Annotated in this window: 11 protein-coding genes; 5 read left to right on the forward strand and 6 right to left on the reverse strand. The window is 67.7% G+C overall.

What is annotated here, in order from left to right; genetic code table 11:
* The first annotated feature begins 115 nt into the window (after positions 1–115).
* The 3 genes from ABTY62_RS40285 to ABTY62_RS40295 all read left to right on the forward strand — a co-directional run bounded on the left by ABTY62_RS40285 (position 116) and on the right by ABTY62_RS40295 (position 3432).
* On the forward strand, positions 116–1009 hold the full coding sequence (locus tag ABTY62_RS40285) for a Vgb family protein (RefSeq protein WP_352134343.1): 894 nt from the start codon (positions 116–118) through the stop codon (positions 1007–1009).
* A 546-nt stretch (positions 1010–1555) separates the two neighbouring features.
* Positions 1556–1777: a hypothetical protein gene (locus tag ABTY62_RS40290; protein ID WP_352134345.1), complete on the forward strand. Its 222-nt coding sequence runs from the start codon at positions 1556–1558 to the stop codon at positions 1775–1777.
* A gap of 524 nt (positions 1778–2301) precedes the next feature.
* On the forward strand, positions 2302–3432 hold the full coding sequence (locus ABTY62_RS40295; RefSeq protein ID WP_352134346.1) for an FAD-dependent oxidoreductase: 1131 nt from the start codon (positions 2302–2304) through the stop codon (positions 3430–3432).
* A gap of 15 nt (positions 3433–3447) precedes the next feature.
* Here the strand turns inward: ABTY62_RS40295 and ABTY62_RS40300 are convergent, their stop codons facing one another.
* Positions 3448–4380: a LysR substrate-binding domain-containing protein gene (locus ABTY62_RS40300; protein ID WP_352134392.1), complete on the reverse strand. Its 933-nt coding sequence runs from the start codon at positions 4378–4380 to the stop codon at positions 3448–3450.
* 50 nt (positions 4381–4430) lie between these two features.
* On the opposite strand from ABTY62_RS40300, the gene ABTY62_RS40305 reads away from it, so the two are divergent.
* Together ABTY62_RS40305 and ABTY62_RS40310 are read left to right on the forward strand one after the other, a co-directional pair.
* Positions 4431–5405 carry a nitrilase-related carbon-nitrogen hydrolase gene (locus ABTY62_RS40305; protein WP_352134347.1) on the forward strand — a complete coding sequence of 325 codons (975 nt, stop codon included), beginning with the start codon at positions 4431–4433 and terminating at the stop codon, positions 5403–5405.
* A gap of 166 nt (positions 5406–5571) precedes the next feature.
* The gene (locus ABTY62_RS40310) at positions 5572–6459 is read left to right on the forward strand and encodes a helix-turn-helix transcriptional regulator (RefSeq protein WP_352134348.1); all 888 of its coding nucleotides are present in this window, start codon (positions 5572–5574) and stop codon (positions 6457–6459) included.
* A gap of 156 nt (positions 6460–6615) precedes the next feature.
* Here the strand turns inward: ABTY62_RS40310 and ABTY62_RS40315 are convergent, their stop codons facing one another.
* The 5 genes from ABTY62_RS40315 to ABTY62_RS40335 all read right to left on the reverse strand — a co-directional run bounded on the left by ABTY62_RS40315 (position 6616) and on the right by ABTY62_RS40335 (position 16205).
* Positions 6616–7398, reverse strand: coding sequence for a DUF899 family protein (locus tag ABTY62_RS40315; protein WP_352134349.1), 783 nt, complete (start codon positions 7396–7398; stop codon positions 6616–6618).
* 216 nt (positions 7399–7614) lie between these two features.
* Positions 7615–8829: a hypothetical protein gene (locus ABTY62_RS40320; protein WP_352134350.1), complete on the reverse strand. Its 1215-nt coding sequence runs from the start codon at positions 8827–8829 to the stop codon at positions 7615–7617.
* Positions 8826–10022, reverse strand: coding sequence for a hypothetical protein (locus ABTY62_RS40325; RefSeq protein WP_352134351.1), 1197 nt, complete (start codon positions 10020–10022; stop codon positions 8826–8828). The genes ABTY62_RS40320 and ABTY62_RS40325 overlap by 4 nt, the downstream gene beginning before the upstream one ends.
* A complete protein-coding gene (locus tag ABTY62_RS40330; RefSeq protein ID WP_352134352.1) occupies positions 10019–13864 on the reverse strand; it encodes a hypothetical protein in 3846 nt (1281 codons plus the stop codon). The genes ABTY62_RS40325 and ABTY62_RS40330 overlap by 4 nt, the downstream gene beginning before the upstream one ends.
* 28 nt (positions 13865–13892) lie before the next feature.
* On the reverse strand, positions 13893–16205 hold the full coding sequence (locus ABTY62_RS40335; protein WP_352134353.1) for a hypothetical protein: 2313 nt from the start codon (positions 16203–16205) through the stop codon (positions 13893–13895).
* Positions 16206–16239 lie beyond the last annotated feature (34 nt).

Consider the following 16239-nt stretch of genomic DNA (forward strand, 5'->3'; position numbering starts at 1 on the left):
TCCACCGATCCGGAGCTGTACGGGCGGGATATCGGAAGCGTTTGTCCCAGTATGGTCCTGGGACCGCGCCATAGGCCTGAAACGCTGACTGACACTTACTTGGTAAGGAGTTGCCGTGCCCCGTCCTGATGCCTCAGCCGCCACGGAGATCCGCGTGGCAGACCAGGAGGCCGGGCCTTACGGCATCACCACCGGCCCCGATGGTGCCCTGTGGCTCACCTTCGTGCACATCGGTCGCATCGCGCGTCTCACTCTCGACGGCGGGCTCAAGGAATACGCCCTGGACTCGCCGGCGTGCCGTCCTGCGATCATCACCCCCGGGCCGGGCGGGGCACTGTGGTTCACCCGGTCTCAGGACCACCGCATCGGCCGCATCACCACCGACGGTGAAGTGGACTCCTTCCCCCTGCCAACGCCCGACAGCGGCCCCTTCGGCATCACCGCGGGCCCGGACGACGCGGTGTGGTTCACGCAGATGAACGCCGACCGTATCGGCCGTATCGCCAGTAAGGGAGAGATCGCCGAGTTCGCCCTTCCGGTCGCGGGCGGCTTTCCCTCGGCGATCACCACTGGCCCTGATGGAGCCCTGTGGTTCACCCTCAACCAGGCGAACGCGATCGGCCGCATCACCACCGAGGGTGACACCGCCATCCACCCACTGCCCACCCCGGACGCGGCACCCGTGGGCATCGCCAGTGATGGCACGGCTCTGTGGTTCGTCGAGATCGCCGCAGGCCAGATCGGCAGGATCTCGGTGGATGGTGAGATCAGGGAGTTTCCGCTCCCCGACCGCACGGCCAAACCACACGCCATTGTCGCGGCGTCCACGGGAGACTGCTGGTTCACCGAGTGGGGAGCCAACCGCATCGGCCGCATCGCCGCGAGTGGCGAGATCACCGAGTATGACCTGCCCTCACCGGCATCCGAGCCACACGGCATCGCCCTGGGTCCCGACGGTGCTCTCTGGGCGGCCCTCGAGACGGGCGGCGTGGCGCGGGTGGCACCGTAGGCCTCGGCGGCAAGAACCGGGAGCTGTCATGAGGGCTGTTTGCGCGTGTGCAGGAACTCCAGGATGTTCGCGGAAGCCGATGCCGTACCGGTCGAAACGGATGGTCCGGTACCCGGCCCGGGCCGGCCGTTCGAACAGCCCGTCCCACGCCCAAAGCGACAGGGGCGCTCCGGAAACGAACAGGATCGGCTCTCAGTCTGCCCACCTGTTCGATCGCACCGTCCCTGCCGCGGGCGGCTGGCGTGTCCGGATGGGCCGCCGACCTGGAGATCGCCGCGCTTCGCTGGGGCTGCCCCTGCGGGAGATGGCCGATCTCCTCAAGTACCTGTGAACACGATCAACGGCAGGGGACCTGTACGACGACCCGCCCTCGGGGCGGAGGTCGGGCAGGAACTGCCTCACCTTCGGAATGCCGAGCGAGACGACGCCCGACTCGCGGACACGACTTGTCCGGTCGATCATCCCCTCGGCCGCCTCGGGACCTGAATCACCTGGCCTCAGCGGTTGGCCTGTTGGTCAGATGGCGGCAGCTTTTACGATCTGCCCATGGTTGATTCTCCGCAGCATTGGACCGCGCGTCATTTCTCGCAGGCCAACCCCGCTGGCCCAGGCTGCGATAGCGTTCCGGCCCTTTTTCGACGGTTGGCCGAAACCATCGAGGAGTTGGGCCCTCTTGAGATCCAGCATGTGGTGTTCGAGTCAGAGATGACCGAACACGGCCCCTGGTGGTCGGGGACCGTCTACTTCCACCTGCCCGAAGACGGATAGGCGCTAGGCGCTGATCTGACGCTCACGAGCGGAGCCAGATCATCAGTGCCGCAGCAGTGGCGGTGCCGAGGCAGACGCAGCGGCGCTCGTCGTTGCGCAGGAGATCTCCCGGATACCGACGCAGCGGAACCGGACCGGGCAGTCGTGGCACGGCGAGGAGCCGGAAGGCTGACCTCGGCCGCGCCCGCCGGGGCGGTGGAGACGTAGGCGGCGTCCTCGGACGGCTACCGGTGAGCCCCCGCCACTCCAAGGCCACGACCGTGCCCCGGGCACGCTCCGCATCCACCAGGAACAGAGCCCCGAACGCGATCGCCCCGAACGCGATCCACCGGCGGGCGCCCAGCCCCCGCACCGGGCCGCCCCTGGACCGCTGAGATTGATCTTGTGTGTCGGGACTGATCCGCGGCGTCGGTCACCTGTCGGGGGGTGTCGGTCGGATGTCGGCGGCCGGTCGGCGGGGCCAGGCACCTTTTCGGAGACGGCCGGCCGGAGTTCGCCGGGCGGCCCGACCCTGAGGAGTCATCATGCACACGCCCGTCACGATCATCGGGGCCGGACTCGGCGGACTCACGCTGGCCCGCGTCCTGCACGTCCACGGAATCCCGGTCACGGTCTACGAGGCCGATCCCTCCCCGTCGGCGCGCACGCAGGGCGGAATGCTCGACATCCACGACTACAACGGGCAACTCGCCCTCAAGGCAGCCGGCCTGATGGACGAGTTCCACGCCATCGTCCTGGAGGGACGCCAGGCGATGCGGGTCCTCGACCGGGACGGGACCGTCCTGCTCGACAAAGCCGACGACGGCACGGGCGGACGGCCCGAGGTGCAGCGCGGCGAGCTGCGACAGATCCTGATCGACTCGCTCCCGGCCGGCGCCGTCCGGTGGGGGCACAAGGTCACCAGCGCCCGTGCCCTCGGCGAGGGCCGCCACGAGGTGACGTTCGCCGACGGAACCACCGTCGTCACGAGCCTGCTGGTCGGCGCGGACGGCGCGTGGTCACGAGTCCGGCCGCTGCTCTCCTCCGCCACACCCGAGTACGCAGGCACGTCGTTCGTCGAGACCTACCTGTTCGAGGCCGACACCCGCCACCCGGCCGCCGCGAAAGCGGTCGGCGGCGGGTCGATGATGGCGCCCGCGCCGGGCAAGGAGATCTTCGCTCACCGGGAAAGCGGCGACACCCTGCACACCTACGTGGCGCTGTCCAAGCCGCAGGACTGGTTCGCCGCCATCGATTTCACCGATGCCGCCGCGACCACAGCGCGGATCGCGCAGGAGTTCGACGGCTGGGCGCCGGAACTCACCGCGCTGATCACCGACGGCGACACCGTGCCGGTCCTGCGCCCCCACTACGCGCTGCCGATCGAGCACCGGTGGGATCGGGTGCCGGGGGTGACACTGCTCGGCGACGCCGCCCACCTCGCGGCCCCGAACGGCGAAGGCGCCAACCTGGCCATGCTCGACGGCGCCGAACTCGGCAAGGCCCTCGCCGCGCACCCCGACGACATCGAGGCCGCGCTCACCGAGTACGAACAGGACATGTTCCCCCGCAGCACCGAGGTCGCCACTTTTGAAGGTGCCGAGGTCCACAGGATCGACTCCGACGACAACACAGCCCACGGCCTGATCAACATGATGGCCGGGAAAGAGATATGACCCCAGATCACGGCTTCATTTCTGCGAGCGAGGCAGGGACCTCTCGGCTCCGCCGACGAGGTGGCGGAGCCAGGTGTGGGCGGGGTCGTCGGCCACGGTGGTGTGCCAGATCGCACTGACGGTGTACCGGGGCATGGGCAGGGGTGGTTCGGTGGCCGTCAGGTCCAGGGTGTCGGCGTAGACGGTGGCTGCGTGGGTGGGGAGGGTGGCCAGGGCGGGCAGGGTGGTGAGTTGGAGGGCGGCACCGGCGAAGTGGGTGGTGGAGGCGACGATCCGGCGGGTCAGTCCGCGTGCCTCCAGGAGGTCGTCAACGATGCCGCGGCGCCCGTCGTAGGAGATCAGCAGGTGGGGATGGGTGAGATAGTCGTCCAGGCTCAGCGGGGTCGGCAGCGGCAGCAGTCGCGGGTTGAACAGGCAGGTGTAGCCGGAGGCGAACAGATCCCGGGTGCGGTGGTCGGGGCCGTGTGCGGGAGCGGCGGCGATGCCGAGGTCGATCGCGCCGTGGTCGAGCATGTCGGCGACGGTGTTGCGGTTGGCCTGCCGGACGGCGATCCGGATGCCTGGAAGGCCGGCCGCGGCGGCCAGCAGCCGGGGCAGCAGCGCGGCCTCCAGGTCGTCGGACATCCCCAGCGTGAACACGTGCCGGGCGGTGGCCGGGTCGAAGTGGTCCCGGCCGGTGACGGCGGCCTGGACCAGCCCGAGGGCCGGTTCGATGCGGCGGGCCAGTTCGACCGCGCGGCGCGTGGGCTCGATGCCGGCGCGGGTACGGGTGAACAACTCGTCGTCGAACAGCCTGCGCAGGCGGCCGAGCGCGGCGCTGACCGCGCCCTGGCTCAGGTGCAGGGCGGCGGCGGCCCGGGTGACACTGCCCTCGCGCATCAGGGCGGCGAAGACCACCAGCAGATTCAGGTCCGCCTTCCTGAATTCACTGTCATAAATGTCGATCATCACGGACATCAGCTTGCTCGATGATTCAGGGGATTCCTAATCTCGGTGCCATGACCTCCCCGAGCCCTGCCGCTGCCGCTGCCGCGGCCCCCGAGCCCCGCCGTACCCTGACCGCTGCCGTCGTCCAGGCGGCCGCCCCGCTGTTCGACACGCAGGCCGCGCTGACCCGCGCCGAAGAACTCATCCGGGAGGCCGTCGGCGACCGAGGCGCGGGGGTGGTCGTCCTCCCCGAGGCATTCCTGGGCGGCTACCCCAAAGGTCTGGACTTCGACATCACCGTCGGCAGCCGCACCCCGGCCGGCCGCGAGCTGTTCCGCCGCTACCACGCCGCCGCCATCGACGTCCCCGGTCCCGAGGTCGACACCCTGGCCGCGCTCACCCGGGAACTCGGCTGCCACGCCGTCGTCGGCGCGGTCGAACGCCAGGGCGGCACCCTGTACTGCGTGGCGCTGTTCTTCGGCCCCGGCGGCTACCTGGGCCTGCACCGCAAGCTCATGCCGACCGCGGCCGAACGCTACCTGTGGGGCCAGGGCGACGGTTCCACCCTCCCCGTCATCGACACCGGCACCGCCCGCCTCGGGGCGGGCATCTGCTGGGAGAACTACATGCCGCTGTTCCGCACCGCCATGTACGCCAAGGGCGTCGACCTGTGGTGCGCGCCGACCGTGGACGACCGCGACGCCTGGCAGGCCACCATGCGGCACATCGCCCTGGAGGGCCGCTGCTTCGTCCTCAGCGCCAACCAGTACCTGCGCCGCGACGCTGTGCCCGCCGACCTCCACCCCGTCCAGGGCGACGCCCCCGACACCGTCCTGATCGGCGGCGGCTCCGTCATCGTCTCCCCGCTCGGCGAGGTCCTCGCCGGCCCGCTGCGCGACGGCGAGGGCATACTGACCGCCGAACTCGACCTCGACGACCTCACGCGCGCCCGCTTCGACTTCGACCCCACCGGCCACTACGCGCGGCCCGACATCTTCACCCTCCACATCGACGAGTCCGCCCGCACCACCGTCACCAGTAGCTGACCGGCAACCACTGGAGAGGCCTTGGCGCGCCAAAAACACATGTCGCAGAAGTCCACGCTCTGCCAAGCTGGCCGACCATGACTGCCTGCGCGCCCTGCTGAACCTGGGTCTGGGTGGTCCACCTTCGCCGGACCCGCCGTGCCACCGCGGTGGTAACACTGGATGCATGGACCAGAACGGTGAACTAGGCGACTTCCTGCGCTCGCGGCGGGCTCGGCTGCGCCCCGAGGATGCGGGGGTCGCCTTCAGCGGCGGCGCGCGACGGGTGCCGGGGCTGCGGCGTGAAGAGGTCGCGCACCTGGCCGGGGTGAGTACGGACTACTACGCCCGCCTCGAACAGGGCCGGCACCCCCATGTCTCGGAGGCGGTGCTGGAGGCCGTGGCTCGTGCCCTGCGCCTGGACGACACCGAGCGCGGCTACCTCTTCGAGCTCGTCCGGCGCGGGACGCCCGGCCCGGGCCGGCGGCGTCCGGCCGGTGGACCGCGCATGCGGCCGGCGGTCCACCGCATGCTGGACGTCCTGAACGACGTCTCGCCCGCCCTCGTCGTCAACCACCGCAGCGACGTCCTGGCGGCCAACCACCTCGCCAAGGCGCTGATCACCGATTTCGACGCGCTGCCGTACCGTGACCGCAACCTCGCCCGCTTCGTCCTGCTCCACCCCGCCGCCCGTGAGCTGTACGCGGACTGGGACAAAGCCGCCGAGACGTTCGTCGCCAGCCTCCGCCTGGCTGCCGGAAGCCACCCCGACGACCGGCAGCTGAACGAACTGGTCGGGGAACTGTCCATCAAGGTCCCCGAATTCCGCACCTGGTGGGCCGGCCACCGCGTGGACCAGTGCGCCCACGGCACCCAGCGCCTCGACCACCCCGTGGTCGGCCAACTCACCCTCTCCTACGAAACGCTGGCCCTTCCAGCCGACCCCGACCAGAGCATCTGCCTCTACACCGCCGAACCCGGCTCCCCTTCCGCACAGACGCTGCGTCTCCTCGCCAGTTGGAGCGCGCCGCCGGGCGCACGCGAGGCCGCCTCCTCCGACGCGCCGTCCAGCTGACTGCGGGATCGCCACGGCCAGGGCTGCAACGAGGCGGTCGTGACCACGACGCGGGTCCGCCGGCGCAACAGGGCATCGCCGGTCTGGTGCGGCGGGAGCGCTCGTCGGCCATTGGGCGAGCCGTTGGGAGGCTCCGCCCGGCACCTGGACACCTTGTCAGTGGTGGTGGCCGTGCCGCCCGAGGGTGTCCACGGGGGTCGCACCGGGGCGGGTCCACTGCGGCACGGGGCGGCTGGTCGGGCCCCAGGTGGCGTTGCCGTCCGCGTCCGAGCGCCAGGACCAGCACGGGGTGTGCCCCTCGGGCCAGCCCTCGGGGTTGTCCTCCCATGCCTCGCCGCGGCCGTAGGGCGTCATGTCGAGCAGGCCGAGGGACCCGTTGATCCGCTCGTTGCCACGGCCCGTCGTGGAGTAGGTGAGGAACACGCGGTCGCCGTCGCGCAGGAAACAGGCGATGTAACCCATGCTGCCGCCGACCGGCGCGTCCACGTCGCGCACCGAGTACCACGGCTGGGTGTAGCCCATGAACCCGACGTAGGAGGCCACCTCGTCCCAACGGCCCGTGGTCAGAATGGCGAACGACACGCCGCGGGCGCTGAGATAGACCGCGTCCTTGATGTGCCAGGCCGCGGTGGTGCAGCCCTCGCACTGCCCCTGGTGCGGCGCGCCGTCGTACCACATGTGCTTGTAGACCACGAGCTCGTCGCGGCCCTGGAACAGGTCCAGGAACGGGACCGGGCCGTCGGGTCCGACGACCTCGACCGTCCCGTCGAACTCCACCATCGGCAGCCGGCGGCGGGCCGCGGCGAGGGCGTCGCCCTCGTGGGTGTGGGCCTTCTCGCGGACCAGAAGCTCGTCACGGGCCCGCTGCCAGGTGTCCAGGTCGACCACGGGCGGGCGGCCGGGCTGCGCGGTGGTCGGGTCGTTCGGCGTGGTCGTCATGGTGTCCTCCGTGGTGTCTCATGCAGGGCGGCGTCATACGCGCTCTGTGCCGGTCACCAGAACAGACTCGCGAGGCGTCCGGAACTCATCGCGACTCACGACTACGGCCTTCGCACTGTTCCTCTGCCTCTGTGATGGAGCACAGGATCAGACGAAGGCCGCCTTCGCTTCGGCGCCAGGCCTGAATGCAAGCCGGCGGAATCGCCACTCCGACCATCAGGTGGCCGGGATGAGTACTCCGGCGCCTAGGGGGTGCCAATCCACTTGGTAGGTTCCTTTGTCGGCGGTGGAGGGGCGATATACATCGGTGTAGGAGCCATGAGCCACCGGCAGGAGAATGCTGGCGGCGCGGCCCGGATCATTGGATGAGTTACTGCCGGATGGATTGGTTGAAATGATGTTGTAAGAGCGGGCGCTGCTCCCGTCGGCGGAGCTGAGCTTGATACTGAGTCCGGATGGAGATCCGTCCGGAGCCGATTGGACTCTACAGTGAAGGAGTCCGTCGGTCGTGGCGATAAACCTGCCTTCACCGGTAGGGGAAGCGGTTCGCAGGAGGCTGGCATGGCCGCTGACGTTGAGTGTGGCGAAGTTGGCGTCGGAGGGAGCAACTGCAATGAGCCTCCGGAGGGAGTAAGAACGCTCGAGTTCGCCGCCTGTCTTGTACAGATTGAGCGTCAGGGTGAAAATGGTGGAATGGGAAAGCGGCCGGGTGGGGTATTCGGCAGCCCCTGTGACATCGACGACATCGACGGGAGTATCGCCGAGTTGGTCGTACCCCAGAGTGGTGATGTAATAGGGGGCGGGACTCTTCTGCTCTCCGGCCGAGTAATGCGGAACGTTGACGTCCCAGACGAGTCGGACGGAAGTGCCTCGACCGACGAGAATCTGGTCCGGATGATACGGTCTGAAGTTTTCGAAGACCGTACCCGCGTCACATTTCTTGATCGCGAATTCTTTGCCGCGTGTCAGATACTCGCTTCCGGTGCTGATAGCGGTTGCTTCGCTGATCTTGACAACCGCATCCGTGTTGCTTTCGCTGACGGTAATGTGGTCGATCGTGAACGTCAGCGAATTCTTTGCCGTCCCATCGCCGTTGTATTCAGTTCTGGGGAATAGATAGGAACCGGCTTTGGGGACGATGTCGATGACGCTGCCGCGCTTGTGTGCGGTCCACTTTGACTTGCGGGGTGGGGCCTGCGTGATGTGCGTCAGCGCATCGGCGGTGTCCTCAGTGAAGTACTGGGAGCTGTCGACATCGGGCGGCTGGAGGTCGACGGAGATTTTCTCGCAGGGTACGGGGCCATCGCTTGTATTCGTTACCTCGAAGGTAATGGAACCGTTCTTGCCGATCTGCGGTGGCGCCGGATCTGTTGTCGGCTCCCGGTATTGGAGCAGGGGGGATTCGTCTCGCGATGAGGTCATGGCAGTCACGTCCCTTCCTGTTCTCCGTCTAGTCCGGTTCCTACGTCGGTTCCCAAGGGGTGCCATAAGAGCTCGCATACGCGATCATCCGCCGGCCCTTCGAAGATGATTTCACTTCCGGCGGCCACCGGAATGGTGACGTTGCTGTTGTGTGATTCGCGTTCGCCGGATACGAGGTGAAAGTAGCTGCAGTCGGTCGCGTCTGGCGCGTTGACCTGGATCTGGAGCTCATTTGTGACGTACTCCTGCCCCGTGGTGACGTTTCCCTGGGCGCTCATGGAGTCGGATTCTTTGACCCAGCCGACAAGGAATCCGTCGGTGCTCGCCCGGTAAACCGTGGAGGAATCCCTGAGAGGATGGGCGGTACGGTTGAGAACGGTGATGGCTCCACTCACGCCGACGTTGTAGAATTCACCGTCCGCGTGAGTTGTCTGTACATAGGTGACGTAGCTTTTCACGTCTCCCTGATAGATCGCGTTGAGAGCGAAGATGACGGTGGGATTGGTCATACCGTCTTTGTCTTTCGTGGTGTAATCGACGTCGTACCGCTGTGAGTTTACGTCGTAGGTGCCGCGGAGATCCTCGTCCGGGATTGGCTCCGGTCCGCCATCCCTTCCGATGGGGAGTTGACCATCCGTGTGCGGGTAATAGTAGAGGGCGTATGTGATCGCGCTTTCTTTGATGCGGTTCCATTTCAGGGTCACCTGTTCACCGCGTTGGACGTTGAGCGAGGTGGGGTGGAAGTCATCGACGATGGGACCCGAGGGCCACACCACAACACGCAGGGGCGTCGGGTCCTGGCTGGTGGGATGGAGCCCGTCGGAGAGGAAGAGGGTTGCGGCGCCGGGATCGGCAGAGGCGGTGATTCTGTCGAGGGTGAGAGTGATGCGTTTCCCGGGAGCGAGGTCAGTGGTGGCCGCGGGGGGCGCCGCCGCGTAAACGCCGTGCTCAGGGCTGGTGATGTGCCAGCCACTGTCGGCGGTGGCGTTGATGGTTTCGGGGTGTGAGGTGAGGACGGTGGTGTCATGGGTGGGGAGTTCGAGGGGGAAGGTGAGGGTGAAGCCGGAGCAGGCGATGGGCTGATCGGTCGGGTTGGTGATCGTCAGCGTGAGGGTGGCTTCCTCCGAGACGGCGAGATGGGTGGGACTGGTGGCGAGGCTGTAGCGAAGTCCGCTGATGTTGTCGACGGTGCATGTCGTCATGACTGGGGCTCCGGGGAAGGTGACGGGGTGTCGTCCTCGGGCGGCTTCGTCTGCCCGAGCGCTGTGGTGAGGGTGAGGTAGCCGGTGCGTGCGGTCGGCGTTTCCTGGTCGAGGTGGGCGGTGGGATCGGTGTGGGCGATGGCGTACGTCTCCCAGTCATGGCGCCCGGCTTGCCGCCCGCGCTGGGACCAGTTCCAGGTGCCGGCCCAGGCGGAGATGGACGGCATGGTGACCGCTGTGGCCGGAGCGTCATCGCCTTCCTGAGTGCTGCTGATCGCTCCGCTCTCGGGGGACGGGTCGGGTACGGGGCGGGTGGAGGCGAGGAGAGGGCCCATACGAAAGGCGAGCCGGAGGTTGGACAGGGCATCGCGCACGAATTCGTCGGGCAGGCGCAGGGTGACCGCGGGGACGATGTCGGTGGTGGCCTGGAAGGTCCGTCGTGGGTCGGCGAGCAGAGTGACGTAGGCGGCGGTCGGGGCGGAGCCGTCGCGAGGAAGCACGTCGGGGACGGGGCCCGGGTTGATGGGCAGGGCCAGGTCGCGGGCGTCGATGTGCTGTGTGTAGGGGCTCTCTGTGTCCTGCGCGGTGGACTGGAGGACGGTTCGGAGAACGGAATAGTCGGTGCTCTTGGTGGTGTCGACGGGGTTGCCGGACTGGTCGTCGAGCGGGGGATGGGTGTAATAGCCGAGCAGCCCGTCGGCGTACTGGGTCTCGGCGCCAAGGAGGATGTTCCACCGCCACGTGTGCGAGACATCGAGGTAAGGAGGGGTGGGGAAATGCTCGACGTTCTTCCAACTGGTGTCGGTGAAGGGGTAGGGGGAGTCGGTCTCCAGGGTGAGGCGGGCGCGTAGCAGGGCGATGGGCCTGCCGACGAGCGGTGCCATCATGTCGCCGTCGTCGCCGGAGGGCTTGGTGCTCTGCGCGGACCTGTCGATGTGTTCCATCAGGCTTTTGAATGCCGTGACCGGATCAAATCCCGGGTGGTCCGACCCGCCCCTGAGCCCCTGGAGGAAACCGGAGAGTTCGGGCCACGCGTCGGTGAAGCCCTCGTCCTGGGTGTCCAGCGGGCGGTAGCGGCAGTCGGGCAGCGAGTCCCAGTCCACCTTCTGGGATCCGTCCGGGGCGAGGCCGAGGCGGCCTTCGACGACGCCGTGGCCTTCCGGGTCGTAGACGAGCAGGGAGCCGGTGAGGTGGTTGGCCAGCAGCCAGCCGACTACCGGGCTGGGAGCGCGTTCGCCGGCCGTGCTGATCACGGGCGGATCGCCGACGATGAGGTCGCGGTTGAGGGCGTCGACGAAGTCGAACCGTAACTGGGTCGGCTGGAGGATGCGGGGCGGCAGTTGGATGTAGAGGTTGGGGTCCGTCTGGTCGCTCCCGCCGACGGTGATGTCGTTGTCGGGAGTCACATGGATGGATCGCGAGAATGCGCCATGGGACGGGTTGAATTCCAGACTGCGGCCGAAGGCATCGACGACGACGAACTCAGTGAAGACGAACTGGCCTGCTCGTACGGGGTTGAACCGCAACGGGGCGACCTGGCCGTGACTCCCGTGCTGGTCCGGGTCGGAGCCTTCGCGTTGGTCGGGATCGGGCAGGGGGAGACCGTGGCTGGGCGCGGTGAGCCCAAGGTCGGAGCGTGGCCTGAGGAGATCATTCAGGTCGTGTCTGCCGTCGGGGGTCATGTCGCGCGGCTGGGGGAGGGCGTCCGCGGCGGCGGTCCGCTGCTGAAGTGAGAGGTTGAAGTCTTCCAGTGTCTGGGAGAGCTGGCCCAGTTCGCCCGTCTCGGCCAGGGCTTCCAGAGCCTGGCCGGGCGCGTCGGGATACCTGCGGGCGTGCTGTTCGGCTCGGGCCCGGGTGATGAAGACGGGCAGCGATGTCACAGCGCACCGCCCGGTGAGCTGTTGGGGCTGCACGGGTGACGGTCGGCCTCGAGTGTGCAGACGGTAGCGGCCCGTGTCGGCGTCGAACTGCCAGTAGTGGCAGTTGTCATGGTCCTCGCCGGGAACGACGAAGGGGATGGGGTAGTAGTGCATCCGCCACTCCACGAAGACCGGCGCCCAGGGCTGGCGCCAGCGTGAGGTGAAGGGTGCGGGTATGCCCATGACGGTGGCCGGGATCCTGTCCGGATCGGCCAGGTCCTGCGTCAGGGCGTCGCCATCGGGCGCGTTTCCGGTGGCTGCGGCCAGAGAGAGCAGAGAGCACTCCGTGATCAGGCCCTCGACGGCCTCGCGTATCTCTTCGGGCAGACGGCCCAGAGCATCCTGGTACCAGGTGGGGGCGGCGAGGTATGGGCCCCGCATGGCCCCGTCGATGCGGATCTGGCTGACCAGTTGGTCGGCGGTGCGGCAGCGCAGGGCCGCGCCGCCGTCCTTGGGCGGTGCCTCGGCATTGAGTCCACCGAAGAGGATGACGGGGTCGGCCGGAGTGTAGAAGGAGGGCAGCGCAGAACACTTGAGTCGCCGGTAAGCGGGCAGTTTCCTGGCCGCCGTGTACTGCTCGACGCTGCGGTTGAGTTCGTCCGTGGTGTTGCCGGTGGGCAGACCGCCGTCGGTGCTGAGGATGTTCCGCATCTCCTCCAGCAACGCCTGTACGTGGTCACCGAGTTGGTTGATCTTCTCATCGGGGTTGAAGTCGGTAGCCTGCTGAGCGGCCTCGGGGGTGTGCTTCAGCCGCCACAGGTCATAGAGACGCTGACGCAGGGCGGCCGCGGAGCGTGCCGCGATGTCGTAACGGCGTTGCTTGTCGTTGAGCTCGGCGAGCCAGCCGCGTTCGATCTCCAGTTCCGCCTGGTCCGGTTGCCCGGACGCGTCGGGGGCGTTGGTGATCTCCCACACGTGGCCGGCGGCGCGCTTGTGGAACCAGGTGCGGTGGACGACGTCGTCGAGCCCGTCGGGATCCTCGTCCAGTTGCTCGAAATTGTCGGTCAGGAACGCGTGGAACAGCCGCCCCAGCGCGGCGTCTCTGTCGCTCATCAATGCCTGCTGGGCGTCGGCGGTGTTGTTTCCCACCGCGAGGAAGACGCTGCCGGGATCGTCGGGACGGTCCGAGGCAGGGGGGCCGTCGCCGTGCGATTCCACGCGCAGGGCCGTGCCCACGTAGAGCGACTTCCCGTCCGGCTCCTGCCCGCCCGGTTCGGGTTCCCAGCCGAGGCCCTTCAGCAGCTCGGCCAGGGGCGTGTCCCCGGGGTTCGCGAGGATGTCCTTGTCGCCCCGGGAGTACCAGCCCACGACGAGGTAGTCCAGTGTCAGCTCGTCGATGCTGTCTGTCAGATCGCCGAGATCGTCATGGTAGGAGAAGACGTTCTCGTGGTACGGCTGGTAGCCGGCGAAGGCCAGGAGACCCGGGCCCACGCCGCTCAGGAACAGTTCATCCCCGCTCTCGGCCCACTGTTGCGGCTCCGCCCCCGTGATGTCGCGGGCCCGGCCGATCCATCTTCCCTCGAGCCGGTTGTCCGGAGTGGTGACGAGATAGGGGGACTCTCCGACTTCGCCGTCATCCAAGAAGTCGCTGTCCACGACCCATGCGGCAGTGAGACTCGCCTCCGGCGTGCCCTTGGGGCGGCTGAAACGGGCGACCAGCCATCGATTGGGAACCAGCGGGAAGGTCGCCTCGCCGTCGGACTGGTCCCGCATGGCCCGCAGGGCGTCGGGCAGTGACCACTGCACATACACACCTGGGTCCGGTGAATCCGCTTCGACCAGTGGAGAGGGTTCGATGGGGGTCGAGAGATAGCCCTCAGGGCTGGAGTTGTCCAGGGACCAGCGTCGATGGTCCGACCCGTACTCGCCGTCGTTGACGAGGTACGCCTTGATCTGGACGGGAACGATCAGTGGAGTGGTCACAATTGGCTCCGGGTCTTCAAGACTGGTGTTACCGCGGTTGTGTGAAAGCTTGGCGAACAGACGAAACGAACAGCTGGACCGCGAAGCCCGCCGCTTTCACCGTGGTGCCCAACGCCGCGCCGAGGTCCGGTATCAGCGCGGCGATGTCCATCACCTCGGCTTGCCGAGCACCGGGGACCATGGGCCGGAAGCAGGACGTTTCCAGGCCCGGCCCACCGGACGGGAACTCTTGGTGTATCGGCTCGCCGACCGGGACTTTCCCCTCACCCAGGTTGCGCAGCATGATGCGGTAGCCATCCGCATCCTCGACGCCGAGGGTGAGGTCCTGATGGGCCTCGCTGAACGTCACCGTGTCGGGAACATCACCGAACAGGCACAGCATCACGTCCGGGGCCAGCATCTCCCGCCGGATCATCTCCACCGGCGCCCCATCCTCGTCCTGTACGGCAATGGACAGGTTCGGCCAGTCCCGGGCGAGCCGTGACCGCATGACCATGCCTGCGCGCGCACCTGGGCCGCCGCCCTCGCGCGACGCGAGCCGGTCCGCGACGGCGTTGGTCACGATGCCGGCCAGAGCCCGGTCCTGAGAGGTGCTCACTCCCGTGCTCATCGCTCCGTCGACCAGAGCGGTCACCCACGCCTGATCGATGAAGAAGAACCGCACGCTCTCCGCCGGCAGCATCCGCGCATCGGGGACCAGGTGGTCGAAGGGGATCATTTCCAGCGCCCGCAATGCCTCGACGACGTCCGCGGCCGGCTCGATGTGCTCATCCAGGGACCGGGTCAGCATGGACCGCGCCTCACTCCGTTCCAGGAAGTCCAGCGTTCGCCGTGCTCCGGCGCTCCTCCCTCCGGCCGGGGAGCGTACGGTCCGGCTCGTTGACGGTGCGTCGGCTGCCATGGGCCGAGCCGGCTGCTCGGGCAGCCCGTCGGCCAGGAGCTGATGGAAGTGATGGACGGCCGGACGGTCCCTGGCCAGCGCTGCCGTCGTGGTCAGGGTTCCGGGGTCGAACCCGCTGACCTCGGCAGGGGTGGTGATCCGGCACAGGGCCTTGAACGCGGTGATACGGGCCTGCCGCCAGAGCCGCTGCACCGCGACGCGGCTCTCCGCATGGGACAGCGCCACCAGCCGTCCCATGCTCCAGGCCACGGCGTAGGACAGGTCATAGACTCCCCAGTCCTTCACATAGATCAGCAGTCCGTCAGCCGAGGCATGGTCGTTGCTCTCGGATTCCAGACCTGGTACCGGCGGGACCGGCACCGCGGAGCACGGGCCCCGGTACCAGCCGAAGGTGCTCTCTCCTGTGGCCGTCTCATGGCGTACAGGGGTGTACCCCCACGTCAGCCGGTTGCTCGCCTCGATCGCCTGCTCCGACTGATCAGTGTCGTGCGGGGGCGGCAGCCGCAGCGCCTGCCGAAACGGATCCCCTGGGTGTCGTGGGTCCGGGTCCGCCGCCAGGTGGCTGACCACATCGGAGAAGTGCCCCCTCGCGTCGGGCTGTTGAATGAACGCCCATGAGTGGAGGGAGACCAGCCGAAGCGGCTTGGGGGCCCGAGCATCCGGCTTCAGGTAATCCGCGAAGCCTTCCAGCGAGACCAGGTGGGCGGCGTAGGGGCCTGGGGTGCGGGGAAAGCGATTGGCGAGCACGACACCGTATCGGCCCAGGTCCTTGAAGTCCTGCCTGACCGAGTTGCCCGTCCGCCGTGCCTGCTGGGGTGTGACGTCACGTACGTGCGTCAGGTATGCCAGCTCGTCGATGCGGGGTGCGACGGCCTTGAACACATCGGCCGGCACATCGATGGTGCGGCAGGTGGTCTTCTTCACCGCATCGAGCACGGAGTTCTTGTCGATGTCCGGGCCGAGCACAGGAGCGTTGGGAACGTCGTTCAGATCGAGCAGGTCCTGGACGGTGCAGGCGGTGTCGACGGAGCCCTGCGCATACGGGTCGGTGTCCGGAAGCTCCCCTGGAGCGAAGAGCAACAAGGCCAGCCATGGGATGCGGTCCGCTTGGCCGCTCTGCACATGCTCGTCCAGCATCTGCTCCCACGGGAGGATCGGGCGGGTCAGGCTCACATGCGCCAGTTGGGTGTCAAAGTCGCTCGCCGCTCCAGGGGGAGGAAATACCGCATGCACGGACCCTGGCGGCAGGGCGAACCTTGGTGCCGTCACCTGGAATTCCTGGCCGTCGAACGGAAAATCAGACCCGCTGCTGAGCGCATGGCCCAGGCTGTCGGACACCGAGTGGTCGATCTTGATGGTGTACTCGCCGCCGGTCAGGAAAGGCGTATAGGAGTCGTGGAAAGTCAGCTCGCGTGAGGAGTCGTCGTCCTTCGTCGTCATGGCGGGTCACCTGGTCCTGGTGGCTGGGGCGGGC

It is taken from the genome of Streptomyces sp. NPDC097640 (assembly GCF_040302705.1).
Lineage (GTDB): Bacteria > Actinomycetota > Actinomycetes > Streptomycetales > Streptomycetaceae > Streptomyces.

Bases quoted from the DNA above. Each gene is read 5' to 3' on its own strand.
- ABTY62_RS40325 (WP_352134351.1), bottom strand. From the start codon at position 10,022: ATGACGACATGCACCGTCGACAACATCAGCGGACTTCGCTACAGCCTC.
- ABTY62_RS40305 (WP_352134347.1), top strand. From the start codon at position 4,431: ATGACCTCCCCGAGCCCTGCCGCTGCCGCTGCCGCGGCCCCCGAGCCC.
- ABTY62_RS40310 (WP_352134348.1), top strand. From the start codon at position 5,572: ATGGACCAGAACGGTGAACTAGGCGACTTCCTGCGCTCGCGGCGGGCT.
- ABTY62_RS40300 (WP_352134392.1), bottom strand. From the start codon at position 4,380: ATGATCGACATTTATGACAGTGAATTCAGGAAGGCGGACCTGAATCTG.
- ABTY62_RS40315 (WP_352134349.1), bottom strand. From the start codon at position 7,398: ATGACGACCACGCCGAACGACCCGACCACCGCGCAGCCCGGCCGCCCG.
- ABTY62_RS40290 (WP_352134345.1), top strand. From the start codon at position 1,556: ATGGTTGATTCTCCGCAGCATTGGACCGCGCGTCATTTCTCGCAGGCC.
- ABTY62_RS40335 (WP_352134353.1), bottom strand. From the start codon at position 16,205: ATGACGACGAAGGACGACGACTCCTCACGCGAGCTGACTTTCCACGAC.
- ABTY62_RS40295 (WP_352134346.1), top strand. From the start codon at position 2,302: ATGCACACGCCCGTCACGATCATCGGGGCCGGACTCGGCGGACTCACG.